The following is a 25,912-nucleotide window of genomic DNA, read 5'->3' on the forward strand; positions in this document are numbered from 1 at the left end:
GATGACGACGGCGGTACGGGACATGACCCGTACCGCCGTCGTATGGCTCCCGTACCACCGTCGTTGGTCTGGACATGACCAGTCTCCCTCCCTACCGTGGAGCTTGGTCTAGACCTGAAGGGTCCGTATCCCCACCCCTTCCGCCTTCCCCCGTCCCCATCTCCTCGCACGCGTGCACCCCGGCCGGCCCGACCTGCCCCACCCCGCCCGGCCTCCGGAACTCCCCCACGTCCTCCTGGAGCGACAGCATGCGAAAGAAGTCAGGCATCGCGGCCGTGGCGCTCGGCGTCGCCGCCGCCTTCGTCCTCTCCACCGGCGGCGCGAGCGGCCACGGTTACACCGACGCCCCGATCAGCCGCCAAAAGCTCTGCGCCGACGGCACCGTGAAGAACTGCGGCGACATCCAGTGGGAGCCGCAGTCGGTCGAGGGGCCCAAGGGCTTCCCGTCCGGCGGGCCCTCCGACGGCACGATCTGCGCCGGCGGGAACTCCCGCTTCGCCCAGCTCGACGACCAGCGGTCCGGCGCCTGGCCGGCCACCCGGCTCACCGCGGGCCAGAGCTACACCTTCCGCTGGCAGTTCACCGCCCGCCACGCGACCACGGACTTCCGCTACTACATCACCAAGAACGGTTGGAACCCGAACCAGCCGCTGACCAGGGCGGCGCTCGACCCGCAGCCCTTCCTGGTCGTCCCCTACAACAACCAGCAGCCGCCCGCGACCCTCTCCCACACCGGTGTCATCCCGGCGGGCAAGACCGGCCGCCACATGATCCTCGGGGTGTGGACGATCGCGGATACCGGCAACGCCTTCTACGCGTGCTCGGATGTCCAGTTCTGACCCAGGGACCTCCCCTCCTCCCCTCCTCCTCGCACCCTCACTCTCATCACCCTGTGACGCGGCTCACAATGGCGCCATGTCACAGCGGCCGGGGTGGCGGCATCTTGTGTGTGTTCGGCGCGGCGCGGCGGTAAACAGCCGCCGCGACCGCACCGGCGCGATGCCATCAGCGAGAAGTAGCGAGAAGTGAGGACGACGTCATGGAACCCCGTTTCCGCCTGTTCGACAGCCCGACCGCCGCGAAGGTCGCCAAGCGGTTCTTCCACACGGCGATGGCCCTGGAGGAGTCGACGCTGCCGAAGACCCTGCGAGAGCTGGTGCAGCTGCGCGTCAGCCAGATCAACGGCTGCGGCTTCTGCGCCGATGTCCACAACAAGGAGGCCGCGGCCGCCGGGGAGAGCGCGGTCCGGCTCGGTCTGGTCGCCACCTGGCGGCACACCACCGTGTTCACCGAGGCCGAGCGGGCCGCGCTCGCGCTCGCGGAGGAAGGCACGTCGCTCGGCGAGCGCGGGGTGACGGACGAGACCTGGGCCGAGGTGCGGAAGCACTTCGACGACGACGAGGTCGGGGCGCTGGTCTGTCTGGTCTCCCTGATCAACGCGGCCACACGGATGGGCGTGATCGTGCACACCCCGGGCGGCTCCTACGAGCCCGGCGCGTTCGCCGGCCTGTAGTCCCCTGCCTCCACGGGGGTAGCACGGGGGATGCGGGGGAAGCGCGGGAAGCGCGGGGCAATACAGAAGGCCCCTTGCTTTCGCAAGGGGCCTTCCGGTCGGTGCGCCGCCAGGGACTCGAACCCCGGACCCGCTGATTAAGAGTCAGCTGCTCTAACCAACTGAGCTAGCGGCGCCTGCTGACAAAGAAAATACTACCTGGTTCCGAGGGGTGCTCGTGACCACCCTCGCCCCGGCCGGGCACCGGCCCCGGTCAGCGCCTGGCCGGGACGAGGGTGGTCCAGTCCCGTTCCAGCCCCGCCCCCGCTCAGAGCGCCAGCGAGAGCACCACCGGCGCGGCCCGCCGGTTGAGGGTGTCGGCCGCCGAACGGAGCCGGTGCGCGTCCTCGATCGGCAGCGAGATGGCCAGGCAGCCCACGGCCGCGCCCGCCGTCAGCGGCACCGCGGCGCAGACCGTGCCCACCGCGTACTCCTGGAGGTCGAGCACGGGGACGGTCGGCGGCTGGCTGTCCAGCTTCGAGAACAGCACCTTCTCGTTGGTGATCGTGCGCGAGGTCAGCCGTGCGATCCGGTGCCGGGCCAGGTGGTCGCGGCGTCCGTTCAGGTCGAGCTGGGTCAGCAGGCACTTGCCGACGGCGCTGGCGTGGGCGGCGGAGCGGAAGTCCACCCACTCGTTGACCTTGGGGGTGCGCGGGCCGTCGGCCCACTGGGTGATCTTCACCTCGCCGTCGATGTAGCGGCTGATGTAGACGGCGGCGCCGAGCGAGTCGCGCAGCTCGGTCAGCTCTTCCTGGAGCCTGAGCTCCAGGGCCTCGCGGCGGGTGGTGCCGGACCCGAGCAGGACCAGGGAGTCGCCGACCACGTAGGCGCCGTCGGAGACCTGCTCGACGTAGCCCTCGCGCCGGAGCATCAGCAGCAGGGGCGTCAGGTGCGCGACGGGCAGGCCGGTGTCCCGTGCGATCTGCACGTCCGTCACGCCGCCGCCGTGCCGAGAGATGGTCTCGAGTACACGCAGTGCGTATTGCACCGAATGGAACGGCGCGGTGGGCTCGGGCTTCAGCGCCACGGTGTCCCCCTACCAGGTTGTGACCGCAAGCTTCCGTACCACGATAGCCGCCAAGGAGGCGTGGCGGGGCGGCCGTTGGCGAGATTGATGCGGTGTGCACGATGTCTGGTCTGGGCCGCGCCACTTTGGCATATGCCATGGTCACAGCCCCCGGGGAGAGTCGGAGGTCAGCGCCGCGGATGAGGGCGCCCGTACGGCCGTTCGAGCGGGTTCCGGACGTGAAGATTTTTCTGTGGGAATAACCGGAGACCCCCTCCAGTTGCTCTCTGGGAGCACGCCGGACCAGCCCCCGCGCACCGGGCGGTCCGTACCCCTGATGTCAGTACGTCAGCGCGCGAGCACATCGGCGCAGCGCAGGAAGGCCGGCCACACGGTGAGTGACACGACACGGAACACGGAGCGGGGCGGGGAACGGGACGCGGAGGTGACGCCCGCGCCGACGCCCGCCGGGACCGAGAACGGGAACGGGGCCGGCAGCGGGAACGGGACCGGGCCCCGGCCCGGGAGCGGCATCAGGGGCGAGGTGCTCGGCTCCGCGCCCGTACCGCTTTCGGTGCTCGACCTGGTCACCGTCGGCAGCGGCCGGACCGCGAGCCAGGCGCTCGCCACCAGCGTCGCCCTCAGCCGGCTCGCCGAGCGGCGCGGCTACCACCGCCACTGGGTGGCCGAGCACCACTCCATGCCGGGCGTCGCCTCCTCCTCGCCCGCCGTGATCCTCGCCCACCTCGCCGCCCACACCCGCCGCATCCGGCTGGGCTCCGGCGGCGTCATGCTGCCGAACCACGCGCCGCTGGTGATCGCCGAGCAGTTCGGCACCCTGGAGGCGCTGGCCCCGGGCCGGATCGACCTCGGGCTCGGCCGCGCGCCCGGCACCGACGGCGCGACCGCCGCCGCGCTGCGCCGTACCGACCGGCTGGGCGAGGGCGCCGACGACTTCCCGGAGCAGCTCTCCGAACTGACCCGGTTCCTCGACGACGACTTCCCGGACGGCCATCCATACGCCCGAATCCACGCCGTCCCGGGCCCGGTGCAGGGCCCGAAGGGCCGGCCGCCGATCTGGCTGCTCGGCTCCTCCGGCTTCAGCGCCCGCCTCGCCGGCATGCTCGGCCTGCCCTTCGCCTTCGCCCACCACTTCTCGGCGCGCAACACCCTGCCCGCCCTTGAGCTGTACCGGCAGAGCTTCCGGCCCTCGGCCGTGCTCGACGCGCCGTACGCCCTGATCGGCGTCGCCGCGCTCGCCGCCGACGAGGCCCGCGAGGCCCGCCGCCAGGTGCGGACCAGCGCCCTGTCGATGCTGCGGCTGCGCACCGGCCGCCCCGGGCTCATCCCGACGCCGGAAGAGGCCGAGGCGTATGAATTCAGCCACATGGAGCGGGAACTCGTGGACGGCTGGATGTCGAACGTCGTGCACGGCACGCCCGACGAGGTACGCGAAGGCCTGGACGCGCTCCAGAAGCGGACCGGCGCCGACGAGCTGATGATCACCGCCAACGCGCACGGCGGGGACGCGCGGCTGCGGAGTTACGAACTGATCGCCGACGTGTACGGACTGCCGGGCGCGCACTCTCCGGGCGCGGTCTCGCCGGGCGCTCCGGAAGAGGGGCTCGCGACGGCGTAGCGCGCCAAGAGCGAAGGGGAGAGCGGGGAAGCGGAGGGAAATCCCGGCGCGTTGGTTCCTCGCCGGACCGACGGGTCCGGGGGAGGGGTACGTGAACCTTAAACCGCTCGTCACCAAGGGTGGCGGGCGGTTTCGCGTGCCGTGTCGCGCCCCTGACGAGGGGGTTTCCGCGCGAATTGGTCTAGTCCTCAATTTGGTTCAGACCATTGACGCACTGTTCACGCGGCGGATATCACTGCTCCAACTTCCCCGCCGTCACCCCCACTTCCGGAGGCCGCACCATGCACCCCCGTGAACCGCGCACCCCCCGCCCCGAGCCCCGCTCCTCGCTCCGCCCTGGGTCCCGACCGGCCTCCCGCTCCGCCGGCCGGCCCCTCCTCGCCGCCCTGCTCGGCTCGACCCTCGTCGCCGGCGCCCTCGCCGTCACCGCCGGGCTCGGCTCCGCGCAGGCCGCCGCCGGCGCGAGCGCCGCCGCGCCGTCCACCGGCGGGGTCAAGATCGCCTACTACGACCAGTGGAGCGTGTACGGGAACGCCTTCTACCCCAAGCACCTCGACGAGCGCGGCATCGCCGCCAAGTTGGACGTCATCAACTACTCGTTCGGCAACATCCACCCCACCGACCTCACCTGCTTCGAGGCCAACAAGGCGGCCGGCGACGACAACAACCCGAACGCCGGCGACGGCGCGGGCGACTCGTACGCCGACTACCAGAAGTCCTTCTCCGCGGCGGACAGCGTCGACGGCGTGGCCGACACCTGGAACCAGCCGATCGTGGGCGTCTTCAACCAGTTCAAGGAACTGAAGGCGAAGTATCCGCACCTGAAGATCAACATCTCGCTCGGCGGCTGGAGCTACTCCAAGTACTTCTCCGACGCGGCCAAGACCGACGCGAGCCGCAAGAAGCTCGTGTCCTCCTGTATCAAGCAGTACATCCAGGGCGACCTGCCCGTCGACGGCGGCTTCGGCGGCCCCGGCACCGCCGCCGGCATCTTCGACGGCATCGACATCGACTGGGAGTACCCCGGCTCGCCCGACGGGCACCTCGGCAACCACTACGCCGCCGAGGACAAGCAGAACTTCACTCTCCTGCTCGCCGAGTTCCGCAAGCAGCTCGACGAGTACGGCGCCGCCCACGGCGGGAAGAAGTACCTGCTGACCGCCGCCCTGCCGGCCGGCCAGGACAAGATCAAGAACATCGAGACGGACAAGATCGGCGCGTACCTCGACTACGCCAACATCATGACGTACGACATGCACGGCGCCTGGAACGGCAACGGGCCGACGTACCACCAGTCCCCGCTCCACTCCGGCGCCGGCGACCCGACCGACGCCGTGAAGCCGGGCACCGAGAAATACTCGATCGAGAACGCCATCGACTCCTGGATCGACGGCAAGCCCGCCTACGGCATCACCGGCGGCTTTCCCGCGAACAAGCTGACGCTCGGCTACGAGTTCTACTACCGAGGCTGGAAGGGCGTTCCGGCCGGTACGGCGAACGGCCTCGCGCAGCCCGCGACCGGCGGCTCCGGTGCCCGCCCGCTGAGCCAGGCGGCCGGGATCGCGTACTACAAGGAGCTGGGCGGCATCGTCGACAACCCGGCCACCACCTTCTGGGACGACCAGGCCAAGTCCGCGTACTTCTACAAGGACGGCGAGTTCTTCACCGGCCTGGACAAGCGCACCATCCAGGCCCGCGCCGACTACGGCCACCAGCGCGGCCTCGCGGGCGCGATGATGTACTCGCTGCTCGGACTGGACGCCAAGGCCACGCTGTTCAACCAGATCACCGACGCCGTGGGCTCCTCCCCGACCACGCCGACGACGCCTCCCACCACCCCGCCGACGACTCCGCCGACCACCCCTCCGACGCCGCCCACGACCCCGCCGACCACTCCGCCCGCGGGCTGCGCCGCGGCGGCGTACACGGCCGGCACGGTCTACAACGCGGGCCAGACCGTCTCCCACAAGGGCCACACCTGGAAGGCCAAGTGGTGGACCCAGAACGAGGAGCCGGGCACGACCGGCGACTGGGGCGTCTGGCAGGACCTCGGCACCTGCTGACGACGCCGGCTCGCTGAAGGCCGTACGGAGCCCGTGACCCGGTGACCCGGCGGCCCGGCCCCCATACGTATCCCGTACCCCGGTACCTCCGTTCCCCGTAGCCCAGCGTCCCCACAGACGGCTGCCCCCGCCCGGTATGTCCCACCGGGCGGGGGCAGCCTTGCTGTCGCCCAGGGGCCGGCCGGGCCCGAGGAGGCCCGAGAGGCCCGAGGCGGCCCCGGGCGGCTACGCGGGCATCGACTGGACGGGCAGGGAGGCGACCCCGATCAGTTCGGCGATGCGCTCGGGGGCGACCGCCCGCGAGTAGAGCCAGCCCTGTCCGGTGTCGCAGCCGATCCGGCGCAGCCGGCTGGCCTGGCCCGCGCTCTCCACGCACTCGGCGGTGACCGTGAGGCCCAGCCGGTGGGCGAGCTGCACCAGGGCCTCGACGATCACCTCGTCGGCCGGGTTGGCGGGTTCGGCGTCCTGGAAGCCGCGGACGAAGGAGCCGTCCAGCTTGAGGACGGAGACCGGCAGCCGGCTCAGATAGGCGAGGTTCGAGTAGCCGGTGCCGAAGTCGTCGATCGCGATCCGTACGCCCATGTCGCTGAGGGCCTGGAGGGCCCGCAACGGACGGCCGGCCGAGCCCATGACGGCGGACTCGGTCAGTTCGATCTGGAGCAGCCGGGGCGCGAGCCCGGTCTCGGTGAGGATCCCGGCCACGTCCGCCACCAGATCGGAGTCCCAGACCTGCCGTACGGCCACGTTGACGCTCACGAACAGAGGCCGCTCGCCCGGGTGTTCCCGCTGCCACCGCCGGGCCTGGCGGCAGGCGGTGCGCAGCACCCATCGCCCCAGCTCGACGATCGAACCGTCCTCCTCTGCGATCGAGATGAACCGATTCGGCGTCAGCAAGCCGAACTGCGGGTGGTTCCAGCGCACCAGCGCCTCCACCCCACGCACCGAGCCGTCGGTGAGATCGACCAGCGGCTGGTATTCGAGCGCGAACTCGCCCCGGTCGACAGCGGGACGAAGGGTCGAACTGAGCGCCTGCCGGGTCATGAGGTGGGCGTTGCGCTCGGGGTCGAACAGTGCCCAGCGGGCCTTGCCGTCGGCCTTCGCCCAGTACAGCGTGGTGTCGGCGGCCTGCATGAGACAGGTGGCGGAGGACCCGCGGGCGGGCCGCTCCACGATGCCGATCGAGGCGGAGACCGAGAGCCGGTGCCCGGACAGGTCGAAGGGTTCCTGGAGGACGGTCAGCACCGACCGGGCGAGATCGGCCAGTTGGTCGGTGCCGGTGGAGTCCTCGACCAGGATCGCGAACTCGTCGCCGCCGAGCCGGGCCACCAGGTGGCCGCCGTCGCGGGTGTAGCCGTAGCTGTCGGCGCAGGCGGTGAGCCGGTCGGCGACGGCGGCGAGCAGCCGGTCGCCGACCCGGTGGCCGAGGGTGTCGTTGACGGCCTTGAAGCCGTCGATGTCGAGGTAGCAGATGCCGATCCGCCCGGTCCCGGTCCCGCCCCGGCGGAACGACCGGTACGCCCCGTCCCGCTCGTTCCGTTCGTTCCGCTCGTTCCGTTCCGCCTCCTCGTCGTGCCCGCCGTCCGGGCCCGGCGCGGTGGCGACGCTTTCCAGGGCGGCGGTCAGCCGTTCGAAGAACAGGGCGCGGTTGGGCAGCCGGGTCACCGGGTCGTGCATCTGGAGGTGCCGCAGCCGGGCCTGGAGATCGCGCTGGTCGCTGATGTCCGCGACCGACAGGAGCACGCGCCGGCTGTTGGGTACGGGGGCGACCGTGACCTCGGTCCACAGCGAGCGTCCGTCGGGCCGCTTCAGCCGGCGGGTGCAGCGGAAGCGGGCCCGCCGGCCGCTCAGGACCTCGCGGTAGGCGTCCCGGGTGTGGCAGTCGGCGGACAGGTCGACGAGGTCGGCGGCGGCCTGCTCGCGCAGGGCCGAGGCCTCGGTGCCGAGGAGACGGCCGAAGGAGTCGTTGGCGGCGACGACGACACCGTCCGGGTCGACCATGGCCATGGCGAGCCGGGCGGTACGGAAGGCGGCGCGGTAGTCCCGGAGCTCGGACTCCAGCAGCGACTCCAGCCGTGATTCCGGCCGGGGATCCGCCACGGATTCGGGCCGGGATCCCGGCGGGGGCTGGGGAAGGTGTTCGGGCAGGCGCTCGGAGGAACGCTCGGGCCGGTGGGCCGGCCCGCTGCCCGGCCCGCTGCCCGGCCCGCTGCCCGGTCCGGCATCCCGCCCGGCATCCCGCCCGGCATCCCGCCCGGGATCCGGACCGGGATCGGCTCCCGGCTCCGGTTCGGATTCCGTTCCCGTTCCCGTCCCTGCTTCCGGCTCTGATCCGCCACGCTCCGTGAGCGTCGGCTCGGCCGTGGAGCGGGCCGGGTGCCGGGAATGGACCGGTTCTTCGGAGGTTCCGCTCACCGCTCGCTCCCGTAGTGCGTTCGGGCCGTACAGATGTGGTCGGAAAAGTCGGCCAAGGGGTCGGCCGGGAAAGCGTGCCGATCATAGATGCTGTCGCGGGCGACGTTCCAGCTCCCAGGCCCGTGACCGGGCCCTGGGGGCCCATGGGCCGGATGTCGTCGCGCCGGCGCGCGATCGTTTGTGCGCGAGTCTGATCTGAGTCGACGAAGAGCTGACCGAATGTGACTTTCCGTGAGCTTGTTCGTGCCCGTGTCGCGTCGACCTGGCGTACCCGTCTCACTCGACCGGGGCAGCAGAAGAGGGCGAAAGGAGATGAACACCCACAAGGTGGGTGAGGAGGCGCGCAGTCGGGAGCGGGAGGTCCACGTGAGGGGTCAGCAGCCACCCGGGGGAGTGCACCGTGCCCGCCTGAGGTCCGGCGCGGCCGTCGCCACGTCGCTGGGCGCCCTGGCCGCGGCCGGGCTGTTCGCGGGCCCCGCCGTCGCGGCCGGCTCGGCGGGCCCCTGCGCCCTGCCGCGTACCGCCGCCCACCACTCCCTCGGCCTCGACAGCTGGAATCCGTCCTACCCCCGGCCCACCCGGGGCCTGGACGCGGTCATGATCTTCCTGTCCTTCCCGGACTCCGTCCCGATGACCACCCCCGACGAACTGGCCGCCGACCACTTCCCCGCCACCTCGGACTTCTTCACCCGCGCCTCCTACGGCCGCTTCCACCTGCGCGTCCATCCGCAGCGCGGCTGGACCCGGATGCCGCACTCCTCCGTGTCGTACGCCATACGGCGCGACTGGAGCAGCGAGCACCGCGCGGCCTATCTGCGCGACGCGATCGCGGCGGCCGACGACACGGTGGACTTCTCCCGCTACGACCTCGTCTACCTGGTCGCCGACCCTGACGCGCCCGGCGTGGACTCCGACGCGACCAAGGTGGTCAACCTGGAACACCCGCTGGAGGCCGACGGCGCGGAGATCAGGCGGGTCGTGACGGTCTTCGAGCGCCATCCGCCGGACCACAACGTGCTCGCGCACGAGACCGGCCATGTCTTCGACCTGCCGGACCTCTACCACCGGCCCGTGGACGGCAAGGGCGACTGGGACACCTATGTCGGGGACTGGGACGTCATGGGCAGCCAGTTCGGCCTCGCGCCGGATCTCTTCGCCTGGCACAAGTGGAAGCTGGGCTGGCTCGACCGCGCCCAGGTGGTCTGCGTACGCGGTCCCGGCACCCGGGTCATCGGTCTGGAGCCGGTCGCCGCCGCCCCGGTGGCGGGCGGCACCCTCGGCACCCGGCTCGCGGTGGTCCGCACCGGCGGCGAGAGCGTCCTCGCGATCGAAGCCCGCTCGGCGACCGGCAACGACCGGGGCACCTGCGCCGAGGGCATCCTGCTCTACCGGGTCCGCAACGAGGCGGCGTCCGGCGACGGCCCGGTGGAGGTGATCGACACCCACCCGGGGACCGGGGCGTGCGCGCAGCGCTCCGTCTATCCGCCGCTCGCGGACGCGCCGCTGCGGGAGGGGGAGTCGTACACCGTGCCGGGCGCGGGGGTACGGGTGGAGGTGGGCGACCGGTCCGCGTCGGGGGTGTGGACGGTACGGGTCACAGGGCCGCGGCTGGAGGTACGGAGCGCGAGCACCGCGCGGACGCGCGACCGCTGACCGATGCGGACGCGCGGGCATAAGGCGCGGGCATAACAGAAGGCCCCTCGCTTTCGCGAGGGGCCTTCCGGTCGGTGCGCCGCCAGGGACTCGAACCCCGGACCCGCTGATTAAGAGTCAGCTGCTCTAACCAACTGAGCTAGCGGCGCCTGCTGACGTCGTAGACATTAGCACCCGGATCCCTCGGACGAGAAATCGATCGCCGCACGTCGGAGCCCTGAAGGGGTCCGGTGGGCCCGCGCGGCCCGGACGCAGGCCCACAGCAGAACCTCGGGGCCGGGCAGCCACGGCTGCCGGGCGTCGGGGGCGACGAGCCAACGGGGCTGGGCGGAATCACGGTGCTCGTACGCCTCACGGGCCTCACGGGCTTCCCGGGCCTCACAGACCTCGCAGGCCTCGTGTGTCACGTCACGCCCACTCGCCCCGCTCGCCCCGCTCACTTCGTACGTGCCACCCGCCCCGGACGCGCTGACGGCACCGGCGGCACCGGCGGCGCGGGCGGGGCCGTCGGGACGGGGGCGGAACGGGGACGGCGGGGTCAGCGGCGGGACGGTCACCGCGTCCCCGGGGCCGTGGCAGAGCGGCCGGGGCACGGTGTCGCCCCACTCCTCCCAGCGGAGCAGCGACGGCAGCCGCTGGGCGGTGCCGGGGGCGGCGAACAGCAGCATCCGGCCCCGGTGGGTGGCGACCGGCCCGCACCCGGGGCCCTCGGCCCACAGGGTGTCCAACATCCGGCGGCCGAAGGTGGGCTCGACGTTCACCACGTCGAAGACGGTGCCGCAGGGCAGGACGGCGGGCGCGGTGGGCCGCCGCATCCAGTGGGCGAACGCGACGGCCGGGCGGGCGGTGGCCGAGGCGAGCCACGCGGCACCCTCGTCGGTGACCCGGGCGGCCTGGTAGCGGCCGAAGTCCTGCGGGGTCGTCTGGTCGAGCAGCCACGTCGTCATACGAGAAGATCTACCGGCCGTGACTCCTCGGCTTCCGTGAGTTGCGGAAAACCCGGACAGGGCGGCGAGGCGGGGAGTATCTTGCCCCGGCATATGCCGGATGGTGAGTCCAGGGGCTCACTCCTGGTCGCGGCCGTTCGCGCGCGTGAGGCCACGGCCGAACTCGATCATCTTGCGGGCGTAGTCCTCGGTCCACTCGGCGCGCGCCGCGATCTCCGCCTCCGTCAGCCGGTCGAACCGGCCCGGGTCCGCGAGCTGCGCCGCCGCGACCGCCTGGTACTCGACCGCCCGGTCCGCCGCCGCCCGGAACGCGAGGGTCAGCTCCGTCGCCCGCGCCAGCAGCTCGCGCGGGTCCGCCATCGCCTCCAGGCCGAAGAAGTGCTCGGGATCGGCGGTCGCCTCGGCAGGCTCGAAGATCAGCGGGGCCGGCCTGACCCGCCGCTGCCCGCTCTGCTCCGCAGGTTCCGCCATGCTCGCTCTCCTCTTCGCACAGGCGGCCCGGACACCCGGGCCGGTTCCATTCTCCCGCGCCTGGCAAGAGGGGGCCGGTCGCGGGCGGGCCGGCCCCGGCGGGGGCGGGTCACCCGAGGACGCGCCACTCACCGTCCAGTGCCCGCGACCTTGGCTCGCTGATCCAGTTCGGCCATGCGCCGCACATCCGGGCGGGGGTGGTTCCACCGGTTCTGGGGCACCTCGACGGCTGCGGCCGGGCAGGCGGCGAGGAACGCCGAGAAGTCCCGGTCGCACCACGGGGGCACCCAGGCCCCGGACCGGCAGAGGAACACCGCGTCGAAGACCACGTCGGGGGCCCGGCCGTCGTCGATGGTCATGGCGACGGGGATCAGGGGCCGCTCGGATGGCCGGGTGAGGGACTCGCGCCACGGAGGGAAGCGTACGAACACCTTCGAGCCGTTCCAGTAGTGCGCGAGGAGCCAGTTCTCCGCGCTGATCACGCCTTTGGTCCGCCAGTCCTCGAAGGTGCGGTGGTTGGGCGGGTAGCCGCAGTCGTGGTGGGCGTCGTAGAGGTGGACCGATTCCCAGGGGCCGGTGCCGCCGAGGTTGGACGGGAACAGCTGGCCTGCCCAGGCGTTCGAGTCGGCGTAGAACACCTTCGCGTGCGGGGCGAGGGTGAACCGGTCCCAGAAGCCGTCGAATCCCTGGCAGAAGGGGAGGGGTACGCCGGCGGCGAGGAAGGCCCGGACGCGGCGGAGCCAGATGACCTCGACGTAGGTGTGGGTTTCGGCGGTCGGCCAGGCGTACAGGTCCGCGTGCGCATCGAGCGGTCCGCCGGCCGTCGGTGTGGGGAAGAAGAAGTCCCAGTCCACCACCAGGAGATGCATGGTCTCGTACCTCGCGCGTGGGGCGTCCCCCGGCCGGAGCCGGGGGACGCCTGTCGGGGGTGGGGTGGTTGTCAGTGGCCGGGGGAGCCGGAGCCGCCCTGGCCGTCGCCGTCCTCGATGTCCGTGTTGTCGGACCCGTGGCCGCCGTTGTCCTCGCCACCCCTCGGGGTAGCCTTTCGAGTGAGTGCCTGCTTGAGCGTCACGGCTTACGCCTCCTCAAGTCACGGCCGAGGGAACTCCCCTGGGCCGTCGTGCACTTGCACCCGTCCCGGCGTGCGGGCCCTTCCAAAGCAACGCCCGCCGGGGCGGGACCTGCCCCGACTTCCCGCGGGAAGCGGGAGTCTGTGTCGCTCCCGCCCTCGTGGGGCGAGGGGTCGACGGGTGTTACTTGCGGGGCCGAGGCCGGGTGCCGCCATCCGGTATCCCCGGAACGTCGTGCGTGCGCACCACGGGAGTCGTCAACACGCGTGCCCACTCCAGCTCGGTCTCGTTCGGCGGGCGCAGCTCGGACGGCCGCTTCCCCCACTCCCGGCCGCCGCCCGGCGGACACAGGTACACGACGTCCTCACGGATGCCGACCACCTCGCCGACCTTGCCCAGGTCGTCCACGGCGAAGAAGCCCCTCCGGGGCGCCCACTCCGGCACCCCGAACACGGTCACGAAATTCTTCCTCGTGTGGGGCGGTGCGGATAAACGGGCGCATGGGGACCGGACATTGCTGTCTCCCGTCTCGGCTCGACTGACTGGGTGCGGAGACATGCTCCACCGAGGCGGGGCGGGGTGCTAGCCGGTTTCCTGTTCCCGCAACAGGTCGTCCCGAATGCTCTCGATCAGGGATCGCATAGCGTCCCCTGAGAGAGCGTTCTCGCCGAAGCGTTCGAATTTCGATACGTACAGGGCGATGTCCCTCGGATCGGTCATCACCATTTCGGCGTGCACCATCTCCACGGTCACCGTGCGCTCGTCCTTGATCGAGAACGAATGGCTGGGGAAGTCCGTCTGGCGGGTCGACAGCGCGACGACGCGGATGTCCACGTTGGGTAGCCGGGAGACGGAGATCAGTCGATCGAGCTGACCGACCAGCACGAGGGGTGGCACGATGCGCCACCGGAGAACCGATTCCGTGATGATGAAGCGGAAGGTCTTTCCTTCCGAGTAGAGGATGTTCTGTCGCGCGAGTCGTGCGCCGATGGTGCGCTCCAACTGCGCTTCCGAGATATCTCGCCGGGCGAAGACCGCGCGCACATATTCGGGCGTCTGGAGCAGGCCGGGGACGAGTGCGGGCTGGAAGAGGCGCAGCTGGGTCGTCTGCGATTCGACAGCCTGAATCTGCTGTTGCTTCCTGCTGTATCCCAGGCGTCGAACAAGCCGCCACGCCGTGACCTCCGCGGTGGCTTCCCTGGCGGCGGCCATGTACTCGGCCTTCACCTCATCCGACACGCCTATGGCTGTGAGGATGCAGTCGACATCGGTCACGCTCGGGGCCGTGCTGCCGGTCTCGATCTTGGAGAGCTTGGATCGAGACATGACAGCGCCGCGGGCCACTGCCTTGGCCTCCAGTCCGGAAGCTTCCCGCAGTTCCCGCAGCGCAGCACCAAGGTTGGGCCTGTTCACTCCCCGTACTTCGCCCACCATTCGGGAAACGGTACGGCCTGGGCCATGGCCGCATCCCTGTATTCCAGGAACCTGGCCAGCTGGTCTTCTTCGAGGAACTCGGTACCCAGGTACTTCCCCTGGCCGTCGTAGCTCATGGATCCGACGGTTCGCTCGTCGAAGAGCCAGAAGTCGGGAGCGGACGGAATGGGGTTCTCCTGGGTGGTCGTGTCCAGGATGAAGAACTCCTCGCCGGCCGTCATGTTGCGACGGTAGCCCCAGGAGAGTTCGAATCGCAGATAATCCGACAGCGGACGGGTGAGGATGTGTACCCGGTACATCCGTCTCCCGGACCGGACGGCATCCCCTACCGTCTTCACCCACCCGGAAGTGACGAAACTCTCCGGCTGCGGCTCGCCTGCCAGGAAGGCGTGATAAGCGTCGACGCTGCCGGACTTGCTGTAATCGTCCAGGGTCTCCAGCCGGAAGGCCTCCCGGCTGAAGTCCTCGAACCAGTCTCCCAAGGTTTTAGAAGAGGTTGTCACGGATGGCCTTTCGGATGAGCTCGACGGGAATTTCGACCAAGGCCTCCCGGAGCGGGAGATCCAGTCCGTGGTCGACCACGCGGTCCCCTTGAACGGCGATTGTTCCCCGGTCCGTCGCGTAGATGGTCGGGCAATCTCCCTCGTCGCACTGGCCCACCAGCCGCGTCAGCTTCATGGCCTGCCTTTCCTCGTAGGGGGCTGCGTCCGATGCTCGCGGTCCCACGGTCAAGGAACAAGGGGTACTGGTTTCCGGAACTGGAAACCGTCCCCGCTTCTCACGGCGCCCAGCTCACCCGGTGCTCCGCCAAGTGCGACAGCACCGCGTGGTTCGCCTCCCAGCCGTCCGGGAACTTCATCGTCACGCCGAGCTGGACCGGTTCCGTCGACGGGTGTTCGTCCAGGAGTTCGGCGACGCCCGCGCGGCACACCACCACGCACGCGTGGCGATGGCGGGAGGCCAGGACGCACAGCCGGCCGGTCTCCAAGTGGAAGGCGGTGGCGTCGGGGCGGCCGGACAGCGGGTGGAGGACGACCGTCACGTCGTACTCGCGGCCCTGCAGCCGGTTGGCGGTGTCCACCGTCACGCCCGTCACGCCGAGTCCGGCCAGGGCCGCGCGGATCGCCGCCGCCTGGTCGCGGTGGGCGGTGCCGACAGCGATCCGCTCGGCAGTGAGCGGCGCCGGATCGGGGGACCGCTCGCTGACGGTCACCCCGCCCCGGGCGAGCATGCGCCGCACCACCAGCGCCACGGCCGAGACCGCCTCGGGGTCGGTGCGCGGGGTGTGCCGCGCGGGCAGTTCGAGCAGGCCCCAGCCGGACTCGGCCGCCTCGTCCAGGACCCGGTCCGGGCCCGAGCCGTCCGAGCCGACACCGAAGGCGAGCCGCCGGTCACCGTGGTCCGTGCCGCTGCGGAACCGGGTGTACGGATAGAAGGCGTCCGACACCAGCGGCGCCGCTGACGCGGGCAGCCGCCACGACACGGGCAGCCGGTGCTGCGGCAGTTCCGGGTTGTGGGCGAGCAGCGTGGAGACGGCCGACGCCGACGGGTCGTAGGACAGACCGGCCCACTGCTCGGCGCCCACCACCGAGAACGGGTCGAGCTGCCCCGGGTCGCCCACGAACAGCGCCCGCTGGAACAGCCCCGCGACGGCGAGCAGCGCGTCCGAGCGCATCTGGTACGCCTCGTCGACGATCGCGTGCTCCCACGGCTCCACGTTCTTCACGTGCGCCCACTTCGCGGCGGTCGAGATCACCACCGGCAGTCCGGCCAGATCGGCCGGCTTCGACGACTTCCGTACGTGTTCCAGCGCGTCGAGCGCCTTGTCGTACGGGTCCGTGTCGCTGGAGTGCAGCCGGCCCACCGGGAGGTCGGGCTGCTTCTCGGCGAGCCGCAGCACCAGGTCGTCCACCTGGGCGTTGGTCTGCGCGATAACCATCAACGGGCGTCCTGCGGCAGCCAGTTCGAGCGCCGCCCGCACCACGAGCGTCGACTTGCCGGCGCCCGGCGGAGAGTCGACGACCACCCCGCTCGCGGTGCCGTGCAGGGTGCTCTCCAGGATCTCGGCCGTCGCCCGCGCCGCCTCGGCGGACGGGTCGAATACGGCGGAACCCGAGGCGGCGGACCCCGAGACAGCGGAACCGGAAGAGGACCCGAAGGCGGAACCCGAGGCCGCCCCCCGCCCCGCCTTCCCGTCACGGGTACCGGCATCGGCATCGGCGCCAGAGCCGGCATCGGCATCGGCATCGCGAATGATCACAGGATGTCCTCCGGGGTCACGGCGTCGGGCAGTTCGGCGGCGTCGGAGCGCGGCGGGCCGCCGTGCGTCCACGGGGTCTCCTCCGGGTCCGGCAGCTTGGCACCCGGCCGCTGGTCGTGTTCGAACAGCGTCCAGGCGATCCGCTCGCCCTTCTCCGGAACCGTCCCCTCGGCCGGCTCCTTCGACCGGCCCATCTTGTCGAGCAGCCGCAGCACCAGCGCCCCGTCGTCCTCCCGGGCCACGAACTCCGCCGACTGCGGCCGGCCGTCGAGCGTGCGGTACACCTTCACGCCGCCCTCGTTCAGATGCGGCCGGTCGTCCGTACGGACCGTCAGAAGCGGCCGGGGTGCCGGGCGTTTCGACTCCGACCAGGCCATCGTCACCTCCGCCACCTCCCCGACGAACGCCTCGCCCGCCAGCCGCCGCCCCGCCAGGACCAGCGGATCGTCCAGCGCCTCCTGTGCCTCCAACTGCCCCTGCGCCTGCTCGCGCGCCGCCAGCTTGTGCGCCGCCGTGACCGCGTCGTCCCGGCGCGGCTGCGGCGGCTCGCCCGCCGCGATCCGGTCCCGCTGGCCGGTGAACGACCAGCGGTCCCGGGTCCAGCGCTCGGCCACCCGCGCGCCCTCGGGCAGCTCCCGCAGCAGGCCGAGCGCCTGCCACACCCCGTACCAGGTCGGCCTCAGCTGCTCGGCGACCAGCCGCCGGATCTCCCGCTCGGCCCGGTGCAGCGCGGCGAGCCCGTCCTCCGCCGCCTCACCGTCCTCGGCCGCGCCGATCGCCTGCCGCGCCCGGTCATATGCCTCGATCGCGGGCGCCAGCAGCCGGTTGTCGAACGCCGGGTCCGTCGCCGGACCGGCCGGCGGGCACTCCAGCTGCCCCCGCGCGTCGCGCGCCAGCTCGGCCCGCAGCGCGGCCGCGGCGCCGCTCTCGCCCGCCGGCGGGTCGATCCACGCGAGCAGCGCCCCGAGGTGCTGGTCCTCCAGGGACGACTGGCCGGTCGCCCAGTGCCGGTTCAGCAGATCCGTCGCCGCCACGAGCAGCGAGGACCCCGGCACCCGCGCGCGCTCGCCGAAGTGCGTCAGCCAGCGGCCGAGGAGCGGCACCCGGGGCGGCGCCGGGAACGGCGTCTCCGGATCCTGTTCGGCCGTCCGCCGAAACCGCGTCGACCGCCCGAGCAGCCGTACGTACGCCACACCCGCCCGGCTCGGCACCACCAGCTGCGGCGCGTCCGCGCACAGCGCGACCTCGACCTTGACCTTCTTCCCGGTCTCCGGGTCGGTCTCGGAGCGCTCCGCCGTTTCCACCGCCTCGGTGAAGGAGTCGATGTACGGCAGGATCGCGTCGGCCAGTTCGGCGAGGAACGCGAACCGCAGATCCCGGTCGCGCGGCTGCGGTACGACCAGCAGCCGCGGCTCCTCCGGGTCGGTGCCCACCAGCGCGCCGAGCGGCGCGCCCGCCTCGCCGGACGTCGTCAGCGGGACGAACACCAGCGGGCGCGACGACAGATGCCGGTGCCGGACCGTGGCCAGCGGCTGGGCCCGGCCCGCCTCGACGGCCTCCATCCGGGCCAGCGTGGAGATCAGCGACACGCCGCCACCCCCTCGCCGAAGCCCGCACCCGCACCCGCGCCGAAGCCCGCGCCCCGGCCTGTCACGCCGGCGGCCCCGGCCAGCGCCTCCCCGCGCAGCGCTCTCGCCCGCCGCAGCGCCTCCACCGCCGGATCGTCCGGATCACCCGCCTCGCCGCGCGCCGCCGCCAGGACCGCGCCGATCGTCGTCAGTCCGCCCAGCTCACCCCGTACCGAACGCCCCAGCGCCGTCACGACGTCCGCCGCCCGCGCCCGCTCCCGGCAGTGGAAGGCCAGTTCGCACGCGGACAGGCAGTCCGGCGCGTACGCGTGCGGGACGCGCTCCACCGCCGACGCCAGCTCCTCGGGCGAGCGCTCCGCCACGTCGAAGGTGACCTCCGGCGGCAGCGCCGCCGCGATGTCCTCGATCCGGGTCAGCCGCGCCAGTTGCCGCCGGGTGACCGCCACCTGCTTGCGTACGTCCACCGCCGACGCCGTCGGCAGATTGGAGAAGTCCTTCGGGCAGACCAGGAGCACCCGGTGCGCCACCTCCGCGCCGTCCGTGACGGCCGCGGTCCGCGCGAGCGCCAGCACGTACACCGCCGCCTGGCGGGCCGCCGCGCCCACCTTCGCCGCGTCGGCCGAACCGTCGATCATCGGGAACGACTTGATCTCCACGACCGTCCACCGGCCGTCCGGATGCACCACGACCGCGTCCGGCTCCAGATAGACCGGCGAACCGGCCACCTCCAGGGCCAGCATCGGATGGTCGAGCAGCGCCCAGCGGCCCGCCGCCGTCGCCTCCCGCAGCGCGAGCGCCGTCCGGGCAGCGCGGCCCTCGGGCCCGGCCGCCGCGAGCTCCGGCTGGTCCACCGTGCCCGGATCCTCGATCCCGAGCAGCGCGAGCAGCTCCCGGCCGCCGTCTGCCTTGACCTTCGCCTCGAACGCGTTGCCCCGGGCGATCGCGAACTGCGACTGGCCGAACCCGGACGGCGCGCCCAGCTTCTCGGCGAGCGCGGTCTTGTCGACCCCCGCGCCGTCGAGGATCGCCCGCCGCCGGCAGCCCGGGTTCGCGGCCAGGGCGGCCAGCGCCCGCGCGTCGAGCGGACGCGGCACGGTGGCCGGTCCGCGCAGCTCAGCGAGCCGATGCCGGAGTGTCGTCTGCGGCGGCCGGTGCGGACCGCTGTCCAGGGATGCGCTCACCCGCGGAAGTCTCCCATCCGCCACCGACAACCGGGGAATTTCGCGGGGATTCGCCCCCGATCACCCCTTCGCCGAGCCGCCCGCCAGGCCCGCCAGGCCCGGTGAGACCGGTGAGACCGGTGAGCCCGCGGAGCCGGTCGAGGAACCGGAGCACGTACGGAGTGAGCAGCAGCCCCGCGCCCATCACCGCAGCGCCCGCGACCGCGTCGAGCAGATAGTGGTTGGCCGTGCCCATCACCACCACCGTGGTGAGCAGCGGATACGCCACGCCCAGCGTCCGTGGCAGGGGAGTCCGCCCGTACCGCCACAGCATCACCCCGCACCACAGCGCCCACCCCACGTGCAGGCTGGGCATCGCCGCGTACTGGTTGGTCAGCCCGCCGAGCCCGCGCGGCGCGCTCGCTTCCGCGCCCCACCAGCCGTACGCGCTGAAGTGGGCCATCGTGTCGGTGAACCCATGGACCGGGTCGAGCAGCCGGGGCGGGCAGGTCGGCAGCAGGACGAAGCCGACGAGGCCGAGCAGGGTGGAGGTCATCAGCCAGGCGCGGGCGGCGCGGTAGCGGACCGGGCGGCGGCGGAAGAGCCAGACCAGCACGAGCGGGGTGACCAGATAGTGCAGGGAGGCGTAGACGAAGTCGGCCGGGACGCCGAGCCAGGGGACGTCGGTGAAGAGCCGGTTGAGCGGGCGCTCGGCGGCGAGACCGAGCGCGTCCTCGGCCCGCAGCAGGGCGAGCCCGTGGCCGACGGCGGTGCTCGCGTCGCCGCGGGCCAGCAGCCGTCCGCCGGAGTACGCCGCGTAGACCGCGGCGATCAGTATGAGCTCCACCCACCAGCGTGGCCGACGCATATGACGTGTCCCCCCACTCGTCCTTGATCGAAGGAGGACGCGCGAAGGGGGTGGTCGGTTGCCCGGACAGCACCCCGAATTCGTCCGGGCGACGCCGGATGGCCGGAACCGACCGGGTGATCACGGTGGGCGATGATGGGAACACAGCTGTCCCCCTTGTCCCCGCATCCCAGGAGAGCCCGAATGGCACCGGCATCGGCACCGCGCATCCTCCTCGCCCGGCACGGCCAGACCGAGTGGTCGCTGCTCGGCCGGCACACCGGCAGGACCGACATCCCGCTGCTCGACGAGGGCCGGCGCGGCGCCAAGCTGCTCGGCGCCCGCCTCGCCCGTACGCCGTGGGGCGGGCTCGACGGCGTCGAGGTGCGCACCAGCCCGCTGGTGCGCGCCCGCGAGACCTGCGACCTGGCCGGCTTCGGCGAACGGGCCCGGGACTGGGACGAACTGATGGAGTGGGACTACGGCGCCTACGAGGGGATGACCCCGGCGCAGATCCAGGACGTCCAGCCGGGCTGGTTCATCTGGCGCGACGGCGTCCCCGACGGCGAGAGCATGGCCGAACTCTCGGACCGCGCCGACCGGGTCGTCCAGTGGGCCCGCGAGGCCGGCCGCGACGTCCTGATCTTCGCGCACGGCCACATCCTCCGTACGATCGCGGCCCGTTGGCTGGGTGAGGACGTCTCCTTCGCGGCCCGGCTGCGCCTCGACCCGACGAGTCTGTCGGTGCTCGGGTGGGCGTACGGGGACCCGGCGATCGAGCGCTGGAACGACACGGGGCACCTGGAGCAGGCCGGCTAGCGGGATCGTCTCGGCGCACGTCCTCGGTGGCGGAGGACGTGCGCGGCGGAGGCGGCGGAGGCGGGCGGAGGCGGCAGAGGCGAAGAGCGCGGCCCAAACGGGGGCCGGTACCAGTGCCGGCCCCAGCGGCGGCGCTCCCGGTCGCCCGAGTGGTTCTCGGATCCGGGCGTGGATGTCCACGGCCGCGCGCGGACGACCTGCTACCTTCCCGAATCGGGACAATTGCCATTTCCGGCTACGGTTCACGCGCATCCGACTCGTGATCGTTTCCCGGGGTTCGGAGAGGATGGACTTGGCCACGTCACTGGCGTCCTCGTCAGCCGCCTTGCAAGTGATCCGCACCCGCAGCGTGGTGCGGCAGTTCACCGCCGAGCCGGTGGACGACGACCGGCTGGACACCCTGCTCGACGCCATGCTGGCCGCCCCCACCGGCGGCAACAAACAGGCCTGGGCGTTCGTGGCCGTACGCGAGCCGCGCAACCTCCGGGTGCTCCGGGCCTTTTCCCCGGGACTCATCGAGCCGTCCCCGCTGGTGGTCGTCGCGTGCTTCGACCGGTCCCGGGCCGTGAAGGACGACGGCGAGTTCTGGGACGAGGGACTGCTGTGCGTGGCCATGGCCGTACAGAACCTGCTGCTCGCCGCGCACTCCATGGGCCTTGGGGGATGCCCCGCCGCCAGTTTCCGCCGCAAGCCCGTCCAGACCCTGCTGCGGCTGCCCGAACATCTCGAACCGCTGCTCATGGTGACTCTCGGATACCCGAAGAGGGACCTCGTATCTCCCCCGCGTCGAGACCGAAGCGAGGTGGTCAGTCATGAAGTCTGGGGAAACATCTCCCCGTCCGGTCGATGAGGAACTGGTCCTCTTGGCCGCGTATCTGCTCAGCAGCGGACGGGGGCTCATCGACGAACCGCAGCTGTACGGCACCTTCCGGTGCATCGACGCCGCCCGCCGCGTCCTGGTCCTGCTCAAGGACCGGGGGCTCGACGACGGTGAACTCCTCACGCTGCACGGCCGGCTGGAGGATTTCATGTGCGGTCCGATGATCCAGCGGGATGTCGCCGGCTTCCTCGACGAGGTGTGCCTGCGGCTCACGCTCCACCTGAGGGATTCCGATCTGATCCCGCGGGAACCCCCGTCCGTCGTGCTCGCGTGACGTGAGGGAAACGACGTCATGAACCAGTTCGACGTGCTGCCCGTCACGGCCATGTGCCGCAGGGTCTTCGAGCGTGGCGACCACGTACTGATCGGGGTCAGTACGGGCAACAGCTACTTCAGCCAGGACCGGTTGAGCGCCCTCCTCGGCTGGGCGGAGCGGCACTTCTCCCTGATCGACGTGATGTACGTCGACACCCACATCGACACCATGCTCATGGCGCAGGGGTGCACCCCGGACGAGGCGCGGGGCCGGACCCGCCGGATACTCAAGGACGTCCGGCGCAGACTCCGGCGCGCGCTGGAACGGACCGCCGACGCCGGGTCCGAACGCTTCCGCGTCCGGCCGCTGTCGGAGTACGAGGCCCTGCCGAGCTATCAGGAGGTCCTGCGCGGAATCGACCCGGACCTCGGCGGGCGCGGGTTCCTCGCGCGGGCCGCCGAGGAGCAGGTCCGCGACCTGCTGACGTCCCACGCGCCGAGCCTGCCCGAGGGGGCGTCCGAGGCGCAGTGGGCGGCGGGACTCGCCTATCTCCGCGCAGAGTTGCCCTTCCTGCTGAACACGCCCGCCATCATCGACGTGCCCTCCTCGATCACCTGTTACCACAAGGAGATGCCCGTCGTACGGGAGTTGTTCCAGGGCCTCGGCAGCCTCGACCGCAATCCGCGGCAGGGCTTCCTCGTGGTCCGTCCCCCGGCAACCGAACCCCCCGCCGCCGACCCGCGGCCGGCGCCCCCACTTCCCCGGAGGAACCCGGTGACGCTCACCGAGCAGTACGACGAGATCGCGTCCGACTACACCGATGTCGAACGGGTGTTCAGCACCTATCGCGGTCTGATCGAGATCCCTTCGCTCCTGCACGCCCTGGGACCGGTCGAGGGGAACTCCGTCCTCGACATCGGCTGCGGATCCGGCGCCTATACCCGGCTGCTGCGACAGCGGGGCGCGGACCGGGTCCTGGGGGTGGACCTGTCCCCGGGCATGGTCGAGACCGCGCGGCGGCTGGAGGAAGCGGAGCCGCTGGGCGTGCGGTACGAGGTCCACGACGCCATCGACATGCCCGTCCTCGGCGCGTTCGACGTCGCCGTGGCGGTCGCGGTCCTGCACTACGCGGACAGCAGGGAGGCGCTCGCCAGGATGCTCCGGCGGGCACGGGCCAATCTCGTCACCGGGGGGCGCTTCCTCGCCTACGTCGGCAACCCCCGACTGCCGTCCGGCGTCGCGCAGATGAACGGCCTCGTCGTCAACCGCCCGGACGACCCCCGCGACGGGGACCCCTCCCCGCTCACCATCCCCACCATCCCGCCCACCACCCTCCCGGCCCGCTACTGGAGTTGCGAGACCATGGAGGAGGTCCTCCGGGAGAACGGCTTCGGCCACGTGGCGTGGGAGCCGGTGAAGGGCATTCCGGCGGAGGGATGGGAGCCGGTGAACCTCCTGCTCAGCGCCCGCGCGGAGCCCGTCGGGGCGTGACGCCCGGTGTGTCGAACCGGTCCCGCTCGCACGGTGGTTCGCGCACCATGAAGCCGACTCCCACTCCCCGTATGGGAGTCGGCGGTGTCATCCGTGCGGGCCCTCGTCGGCCGGGTCAGCGCCCGGCGAGGACCCGGCGGGTCTCCGTCAGTATCCGGCGGATGCGCGCCGACTCCACGCCGTCCAGGGCCGCTTCGACCCGGCGTACCTCGGCCGTCGCCTCGTCGGGCCGCCCCGCGTGCGCCAGATCGATCGCCAACTGGGCCCGGTAGAGGGCGAGATTGCGGGCGAAGTGCGGATCCTGGCGGAGGGTGGCCCGCTGGGCGTGCCGGGCGGCCCGCGACCAGTCGCCGAGCAGCGACCAGCTCTTCGCCTCCAGCGCCTCCATCTCCGGTTCGCCGAAGAAGGACATCCACTCCGGATCCTGGTCGGCGCTGCCCCGCCCGAAGAACGTGTGCGCGCGGGTCAGGGCCCGTACGCAGGCGGCCCGGTCGCCGAGCCCGGCCCATGCCCCGGCCAGCCGCAGACTGAGCAGGGCGAGCAGCCGGGCCGAGCCGAGCGACTGCGCGGCCCGCAGCCCGGCCTCCGCGGCCCGTACCGCCTCGTGGTACCGGTGTGAATCCCGGGCCAGGAACGAGGTGTTGCAGAAGGCGTGCGCCTCCAGGGCCGCGTCCCCGGCCACCCGGGCGGTGGCCAGGGCCTCGGCGTAGTGCGAGCGGGCGTCCTCCAGCCGGCCCGAGTCATGGGCCAGCCAGCCGACGGAGATGGCCAGTTCACCGGCGCTGTTGTGCAGCCGTCCGGCGGTGTCCCGGCGGGTCGTGCCGCCGGCGTCGAGCAGGGCGTACGCGGCCCGCAGCGGCTGAGTGGCCCGCTGGTAGAGGCGTTCGGCGCCGTGCCGGTCGTCGAGCAGCCGGATCCTCCGTACGGCGTCCTCGACGGCGCGGACCTCGGTGTCGCCGACGCGGCGGGGGCCGCGGGGCGCGGGGACCGCGACGGCGGGGCCGTCGTCCAGTCCCAGGGAGGCGGCCGCAAGGGTGGCGGTGCCGCCGGTCATGAATGCGCGACGCAGCACGTCGCTCTCCTCATCGTTCCGGGTGGTGAGGGCGGGGGAGGGCGACATGGCCGCGCCGCGGCCGCGGACGGCCTCCCTCGCCGAGAACCCCAGGTCCGCGAGGCTCAGCCCGGGGAACATGTGCAGGAAAACCCGCTCGTACGCGTAGTTCGGGCAGCGGATCTCGCCTGCCTCCACGCGCCCGATGTAGCGGGCGTCGCAGGCGACCCGCTCGCCGATCTCGCGTGCCGAGCGGCGGACGAGCGCCGCGAACTCGGCCGGCGAACGCCCCCCGCGCAGCTGGCGGAAAGCGAGATTGGGAACTGCCCGTGACAACGCCATGGCCGAGCCCTCTCCTGGTGCTGCCGGTGTTCCGGCGGGCACGAACGTACCCGCTGTTACCGGTCGCTCACGCGGAGTTTGCCAACAAACCGGATATCTCGCCGGTGATCTGCCATGAACTGCCATCCTTTGGCGCGGCGCGCCGCCGTTGCCGTTGACGCGGCAGGGCGTTGAACCGGGCGGAGAGACCGAACGCGTCTCCTCCGCGCCCATGAGGAGGGTCCCATGATGGAGGCCGGAGCCACCGGAGCCATCGGAGCCGTCGACCACACCGCGTCACTGTCGTCGGCGGCACCCGCGCTGCCGCTGTCCTCGATGCCGCCGATGCCCGCGATTCCGTCGCCGCCGATGCCGCCGTCACCACCGATGAGCACGACGGCCCCGGCGCCGCCGCGGCCGGTGCCGTCCCTTCAGCCGCCGCCGGCTCCGGTGCCGTCGGCGCACGCGCGGCCGGCGTCCCGGCACCAGCCTCCTCCCCCCACCCGGCCCCGGTCCGAGTCGTCTTCGCCGTCGCCCGAGGGGCATGCGCCCACCCAGGACGCCGACGCCGACCCGTCCCCGGCGGCGCCGGACGAGCCTTGCGATCTCGTGACCGTTCCGGCCCGGCAGGGCCTGGAGGCGGTGGACATCCTGCGCCGGGGCGGCGCACCGGCCGTCGGCCCGGTGCTGCACGACGGCGCGTGCGACACCCTCGGCTTCCTGGTGCCTGCCGGCACGGCGGCGGCCTGGGACATGCCGGGCAGCGCCTGCACGCGGACCGACGGGCGCGGTCTGCGCCTCCCGGGGCCGCCCTGGCTCCCCGGCCCGGACGGCGCCGCCACGCGCCCGGCGGACTGGCTGCTGCCGCCCGGCGAGGACGGCGCGGTGACCGACCCGGTGATGCTGCGCGAGGCCCTGGGGCAGGCCGCCCGGCTCATCAAGGCGGTGGACGGCAGCCGGTAGGCGCCGGCGGTAGGTCTCGCCCCCGACG

Annotated in this window: 25 protein-coding genes and 2 tRNA genes; 10 read left to right on the forward strand and 17 right to left on the reverse strand. The window is 72.2% G+C overall.

Annotated features, from left to right (window positions below; all coding sequences use genetic code 11):
* Window positions 1-248: 248 nt before the first annotated feature.
* Entirely contained in the window at window positions 249-839 is a 591-nt protein-coding gene (locus ACGFRB_RS11365) for a lytic polysaccharide monooxygenase (protein ID WP_363000633.1), read from the forward strand.
* Between the two features lie 200 nt (window positions 840-1,039).
* Window positions 1,040-1,513: a carboxymuconolactone decarboxylase family protein gene (locus ACGFRB_RS11370; protein WP_363000632.1), complete on the forward strand. Its 474-nt coding sequence runs from the start codon at window positions 1,040-1,042 to the stop codon at window positions 1,511-1,513.
* A 102-nt stretch (window positions 1,514-1,615) separates the two neighbouring features.
* On the opposite strand, the gene ACGFRB_RS11375 is transcribed toward ACGFRB_RS11370, so the two are convergent.
* Both ACGFRB_RS11375 and ACGFRB_RS11380 read right to left on the reverse strand, forming a co-directional pair.
* A tRNA-Lys gene (locus ACGFRB_RS11375) sits at window positions 1,616-1,689 on the reverse strand.
* A gap of 131 nt (window positions 1,690-1,820) precedes the next feature.
* Window positions 1,821-2,579, reverse strand: coding sequence for an IclR family transcriptional regulator C-terminal domain-containing protein (locus tag ACGFRB_RS11380; protein WP_363000630.1), 759 nt, complete (start codon window positions 2,577-2,579; stop codon window positions 1,821-1,823).
* A gap of 511 nt (window positions 2,580-3,090) precedes the next feature.
* Here ACGFRB_RS11380 and ACGFRB_RS11385 point away from each other — a divergent pair.
* Together ACGFRB_RS11385 and ACGFRB_RS11390 are read left to right on the forward strand one after the other, a co-directional pair.
* Window positions 3,091-4,197, forward strand: coding sequence for an LLM class flavin-dependent oxidoreductase (locus tag ACGFRB_RS11385; protein ID WP_393242521.1), 1,107 nt, complete (start codon window positions 3,091-3,093; stop codon window positions 4,195-4,197).
* Window positions 4,198-4,478: 281 nt separating this feature from the next.
* Complete coding sequence (locus ACGFRB_RS11390) at window positions 4,479-6,260, forward strand: glycosyl hydrolase family 18 protein (RefSeq protein ID WP_393241886.1); 1,782 nt, start codon at window positions 4,479-4,481, stop codon at window positions 6,258-6,260.
* 225 nt (window positions 6,261-6,485) lie between these two features.
* On the opposite strand, the gene ACGFRB_RS11395 is transcribed toward ACGFRB_RS11390, so the two are convergent.
* A complete protein-coding gene (locus ACGFRB_RS11395; RefSeq protein WP_393242525.1) occupies window positions 6,486-8,264 on the reverse strand; it encodes a putative bifunctional diguanylate cyclase/phosphodiesterase in 1,779 nt (592 codons plus the stop codon).
* Window positions 8,265-8,984: 720 nt separating this feature from the next.
* Between ACGFRB_RS11395 and ACGFRB_RS11400 the strand changes: the two genes are divergently transcribed.
* Window positions 8,985-10,325 (forward strand): M6 family metalloprotease domain-containing protein, encoded by a 1,341-nt coding sequence (locus tag ACGFRB_RS11400; RefSeq protein WP_393241889.1) that lies wholly within the window; start codon window positions 8,985-8,987, stop codon window positions 10,323-10,325.
* 75 nt (window positions 10,326-10,400) lie between these two features.
* Here ACGFRB_RS11400 and ACGFRB_RS11405 read toward each other — a convergent pair.
* The 13 genes from ACGFRB_RS11405 to ACGFRB_RS11465 form a co-directional block, all read right to left on the reverse strand.
* Window positions 10,401-10,474 (reverse strand) — tRNA-Lys (locus ACGFRB_RS11405).
* Between the two features lie 18 nt (window positions 10,475-10,492).
* Window positions 10,493-11,272, reverse strand: a complete 780-nt coding sequence (locus ACGFRB_RS11410; protein WP_393241892.1) for a bifunctional DNA primase/polymerase — start codon at window positions 11,270-11,272, stop codon at window positions 10,493-10,495.
* 117 nt (window positions 11,273-11,389) lie between these two features.
* Window positions 11,390-11,743: a hypothetical protein gene (locus ACGFRB_RS11415; protein ID WP_393241895.1), complete on the reverse strand. Its 354-nt coding sequence runs from the start codon at window positions 11,741-11,743 to the stop codon at window positions 11,390-11,392.
* Window positions 11,744-11,871: 128 nt separating this feature from the next.
* On the reverse strand, window positions 11,872-12,612 hold the full coding sequence (locus ACGFRB_RS11420; protein ID WP_393241898.1) for a hypothetical protein: 741 nt from the start codon (window positions 12,610-12,612) through the stop codon (window positions 11,872-11,874).
* Window positions 12,613-12,683: 71 nt separating this feature from the next.
* Window positions 12,684-12,815, reverse strand: a complete 132-nt coding sequence (locus ACGFRB_RS11425; RefSeq protein ID WP_363000620.1) for a hypothetical protein — start codon at window positions 12,813-12,815, stop codon at window positions 12,684-12,686.
* Window positions 12,816-12,996: 181 nt separating this feature from the next.
* Complete coding sequence (locus ACGFRB_RS11430; protein ID WP_393241901.1) at window positions 12,997-13,272, reverse strand: hypothetical protein; 276 nt, start codon at window positions 13,270-13,272, stop codon at window positions 12,997-12,999.
* 123 nt (window positions 13,273-13,395) lie between these two features.
* Complete coding sequence (locus ACGFRB_RS11435; protein ID WP_393242527.1) at window positions 13,396-14,226, reverse strand: helix-turn-helix domain-containing protein; 831 nt, start codon at window positions 14,224-14,226, stop codon at window positions 13,396-13,398.
* Window positions 14,223-14,750, reverse strand: a complete 528-nt coding sequence (locus ACGFRB_RS11440; protein ID WP_393241904.1) for a DUF6879 family protein — start codon at window positions 14,748-14,750, stop codon at window positions 14,223-14,225. Before ACGFRB_RS11440 ends, ACGFRB_RS11435 begins: the two co-directional genes overlap by 4 nt.
* Complete coding sequence (locus tag ACGFRB_RS11445) at window positions 14,734-14,925, reverse strand: hypothetical protein (protein WP_393241907.1); 192 nt, start codon at window positions 14,923-14,925, stop codon at window positions 14,734-14,736. Before ACGFRB_RS11445 ends, ACGFRB_RS11440 begins: the two co-directional genes overlap by 17 nt.
* A 100-nt stretch (window positions 14,926-15,025) precedes the next feature.
* Entirely contained in the window at window positions 15,026-16,309 is a 1,284-nt protein-coding gene (locus ACGFRB_RS11450; protein ID WP_393242529.1) for an AAA domain-containing protein, read from the reverse strand.
* A gap of 194 nt (window positions 16,310-16,503) precedes the next feature.
* Window positions 16,504-18,096: a hypothetical protein gene (locus tag ACGFRB_RS11455; protein ID WP_363000612.1), complete on the reverse strand. Its 1,593-nt coding sequence runs from the start codon at window positions 18,094-18,096 to the stop codon at window positions 16,504-16,506.
* Window positions 18,087-19,277 carry a hypothetical protein gene (locus ACGFRB_RS11460; RefSeq protein ID WP_393241911.1) on the reverse strand — a complete coding sequence of 397 codons (1,191 nt, stop codon included), beginning with the start codon at window positions 19,275-19,277 and terminating at the stop codon, window positions 18,087-18,089. The genes ACGFRB_RS11455 and ACGFRB_RS11460 overlap by 10 nt, the downstream gene beginning before the upstream one ends.
* Complete coding sequence (locus ACGFRB_RS11465; RefSeq protein ID WP_393241914.1) at window positions 19,210-20,124, reverse strand: phosphatase PAP2 family protein; 915 nt, start codon at window positions 20,122-20,124, stop codon at window positions 19,210-19,212. The genes ACGFRB_RS11460 and ACGFRB_RS11465 overlap by 68 nt, the downstream gene beginning before the upstream one ends.
* 183 nt (window positions 20,125-20,307) lie before the next feature.
* Between ACGFRB_RS11465 and ACGFRB_RS11470 the strand changes: the two genes are divergently transcribed.
* The 4 genes from ACGFRB_RS11470 to ACGFRB_RS11485 all read left to right on the forward strand — a co-directional run bounded on the left by ACGFRB_RS11470 (window position 20,308) and on the right by ACGFRB_RS11485 (window position 23,549).
* A complete protein-coding gene (locus tag ACGFRB_RS11470) occupies window positions 20,308-20,922 on the forward strand; it encodes a histidine phosphatase family protein (protein WP_393241918.1) in 615 nt (204 codons plus the stop codon).
* Between the two features lie 292 nt (window positions 20,923-21,214).
* Complete coding sequence (locus tag ACGFRB_RS11475; RefSeq protein ID WP_393241921.1) at window positions 21,215-21,772, forward strand: nitroreductase family protein; 558 nt, start codon at window positions 21,215-21,217, stop codon at window positions 21,770-21,772.
* Window positions 21,735-22,076, forward strand: coding sequence for a DUF6092 family protein (locus ACGFRB_RS11480; RefSeq protein ID WP_393241924.1), 342 nt, complete (start codon window positions 21,735-21,737; stop codon window positions 22,074-22,076). The genes ACGFRB_RS11475 and ACGFRB_RS11480 overlap by 38 nt, the downstream gene beginning before the upstream one ends.
* An 18-nt stretch (window positions 22,077-22,094) precedes the next feature.
* Window positions 22,095-23,549, forward strand: a complete 1,455-nt coding sequence (locus tag ACGFRB_RS11485; RefSeq protein ID WP_393241927.1) for a tRNA-dependent cyclodipeptide synthase — start codon at window positions 22,095-22,097, stop codon at window positions 23,547-23,549.
* 115 nt (window positions 23,550-23,664) lie between these two features.
* Here the strand turns inward: ACGFRB_RS11485 and ACGFRB_RS11490 are convergent, their stop codons facing one another.
* Window positions 23,665-24,942 carry a tetratricopeptide repeat protein gene (locus ACGFRB_RS11490; protein ID WP_393241929.1) on the reverse strand — a complete coding sequence of 426 codons (1,278 nt, stop codon included), beginning with the start codon at window positions 24,940-24,942 and terminating at the stop codon, window positions 23,665-23,667.
* Window positions 24,943-25,371: 429 nt separating this feature from the next.
* On the opposite strand from ACGFRB_RS11490, the gene ACGFRB_RS11495 reads away from it, so the two are divergent.
* Window positions 25,372-25,884 carry a hypothetical protein gene (locus tag ACGFRB_RS11495; RefSeq protein WP_393242531.1) on the forward strand — a complete coding sequence of 171 codons (513 nt, stop codon included), beginning with the start codon at window positions 25,372-25,374 and terminating at the stop codon, window positions 25,882-25,884.
* The last annotated feature ends 28 nt before the right edge of the window (window positions 25,885-25,912 follow it).

Source organism: Streptomyces sp. NPDC048718 (assembly GCF_043198875.1).
In the GTDB taxonomy this organism is placed as follows: Bacteria; Actinomycetota; Actinomycetes; order Streptomycetales; family Streptomycetaceae; genus Streptomyces.

Coding starts and splice junctions, on each gene's coding strand:
- ACGFRB_RS11485 (WP_393241927.1), top strand. CDS start 22,095: ATGAACCAGTTCGACGTGCTGCCCGTCACGGCCATGTGCCGCAGGGTC.
- ACGFRB_RS11470 (WP_393241918.1), top strand. CDS start 20,308: ATGGCACCGGCATCGGCACCGCGCATCCTCCTCGCCCGGCACGGCCAG.
- ACGFRB_RS11445 (WP_393241907.1), bottom strand. CDS start 14,925: ATGAAGCTGACGCGGCTGGTGGGCCAGTGCGACGAGGGAGATTGCCCG.
- ACGFRB_RS11415 (WP_393241895.1), bottom strand. CDS start 11,743: ATGGCGGAACCTGCGGAGCAGAGCGGGCAGCGGCGGGTCAGGCCGGCC.
- ACGFRB_RS11365 (WP_363000633.1), top strand. CDS start 249: ATGCGAAAGAAGTCAGGCATCGCGGCCGTGGCGCTCGGCGTCGCCGCC.
- ACGFRB_RS11420 (WP_393241898.1), bottom strand. CDS start 12,612: ATGCATCTCCTGGTGGTGGACTGGGACTTCTTCTTCCCCACACCGACG.
- ACGFRB_RS11410 (WP_393241892.1), bottom strand. CDS start 11,272: ATGACGACGTGGCTGCTCGACCAGACGACCCCGCAGGACTTCGGCCGC.
- ACGFRB_RS11395 (WP_393242525.1), bottom strand. CDS start 8,264: ATGGCCATGGTCGACCCGGACGGTGTCGTCGTCGCCGCCAACGACTCC.
- ACGFRB_RS11390 (WP_393241886.1), top strand. CDS start 4,479: ATGCACCCCCGTGAACCGCGCACCCCCCGCCCCGAGCCCCGCTCCTCG.
- ACGFRB_RS11490 (WP_393241929.1), bottom strand. CDS start 24,942: ATGGCGTTGTCACGGGCAGTTCCCAATCTCGCTTTCCGCCAGCTGCGC.
- ACGFRB_RS11480 (WP_393241924.1), top strand. CDS start 21,735: ATGAAGTCTGGGGAAACATCTCCCCGTCCGGTCGATGAGGAACTGGTC.
- ACGFRB_RS11465 (WP_393241914.1), bottom strand. CDS start 20,124: ATGCGTCGGCCACGCTGGTGGGTGGAGCTCATACTGATCGCCGCGGTC.
- ACGFRB_RS11400 (WP_393241889.1), top strand. CDS start 8,985: ATGAACACCCACAAGGTGGGTGAGGAGGCGCGCAGTCGGGAGCGGGAG.
- ACGFRB_RS11370 (WP_363000632.1), top strand. CDS start 1,040: ATGGAACCCCGTTTCCGCCTGTTCGACAGCCCGACCGCCGCGAAGGTC.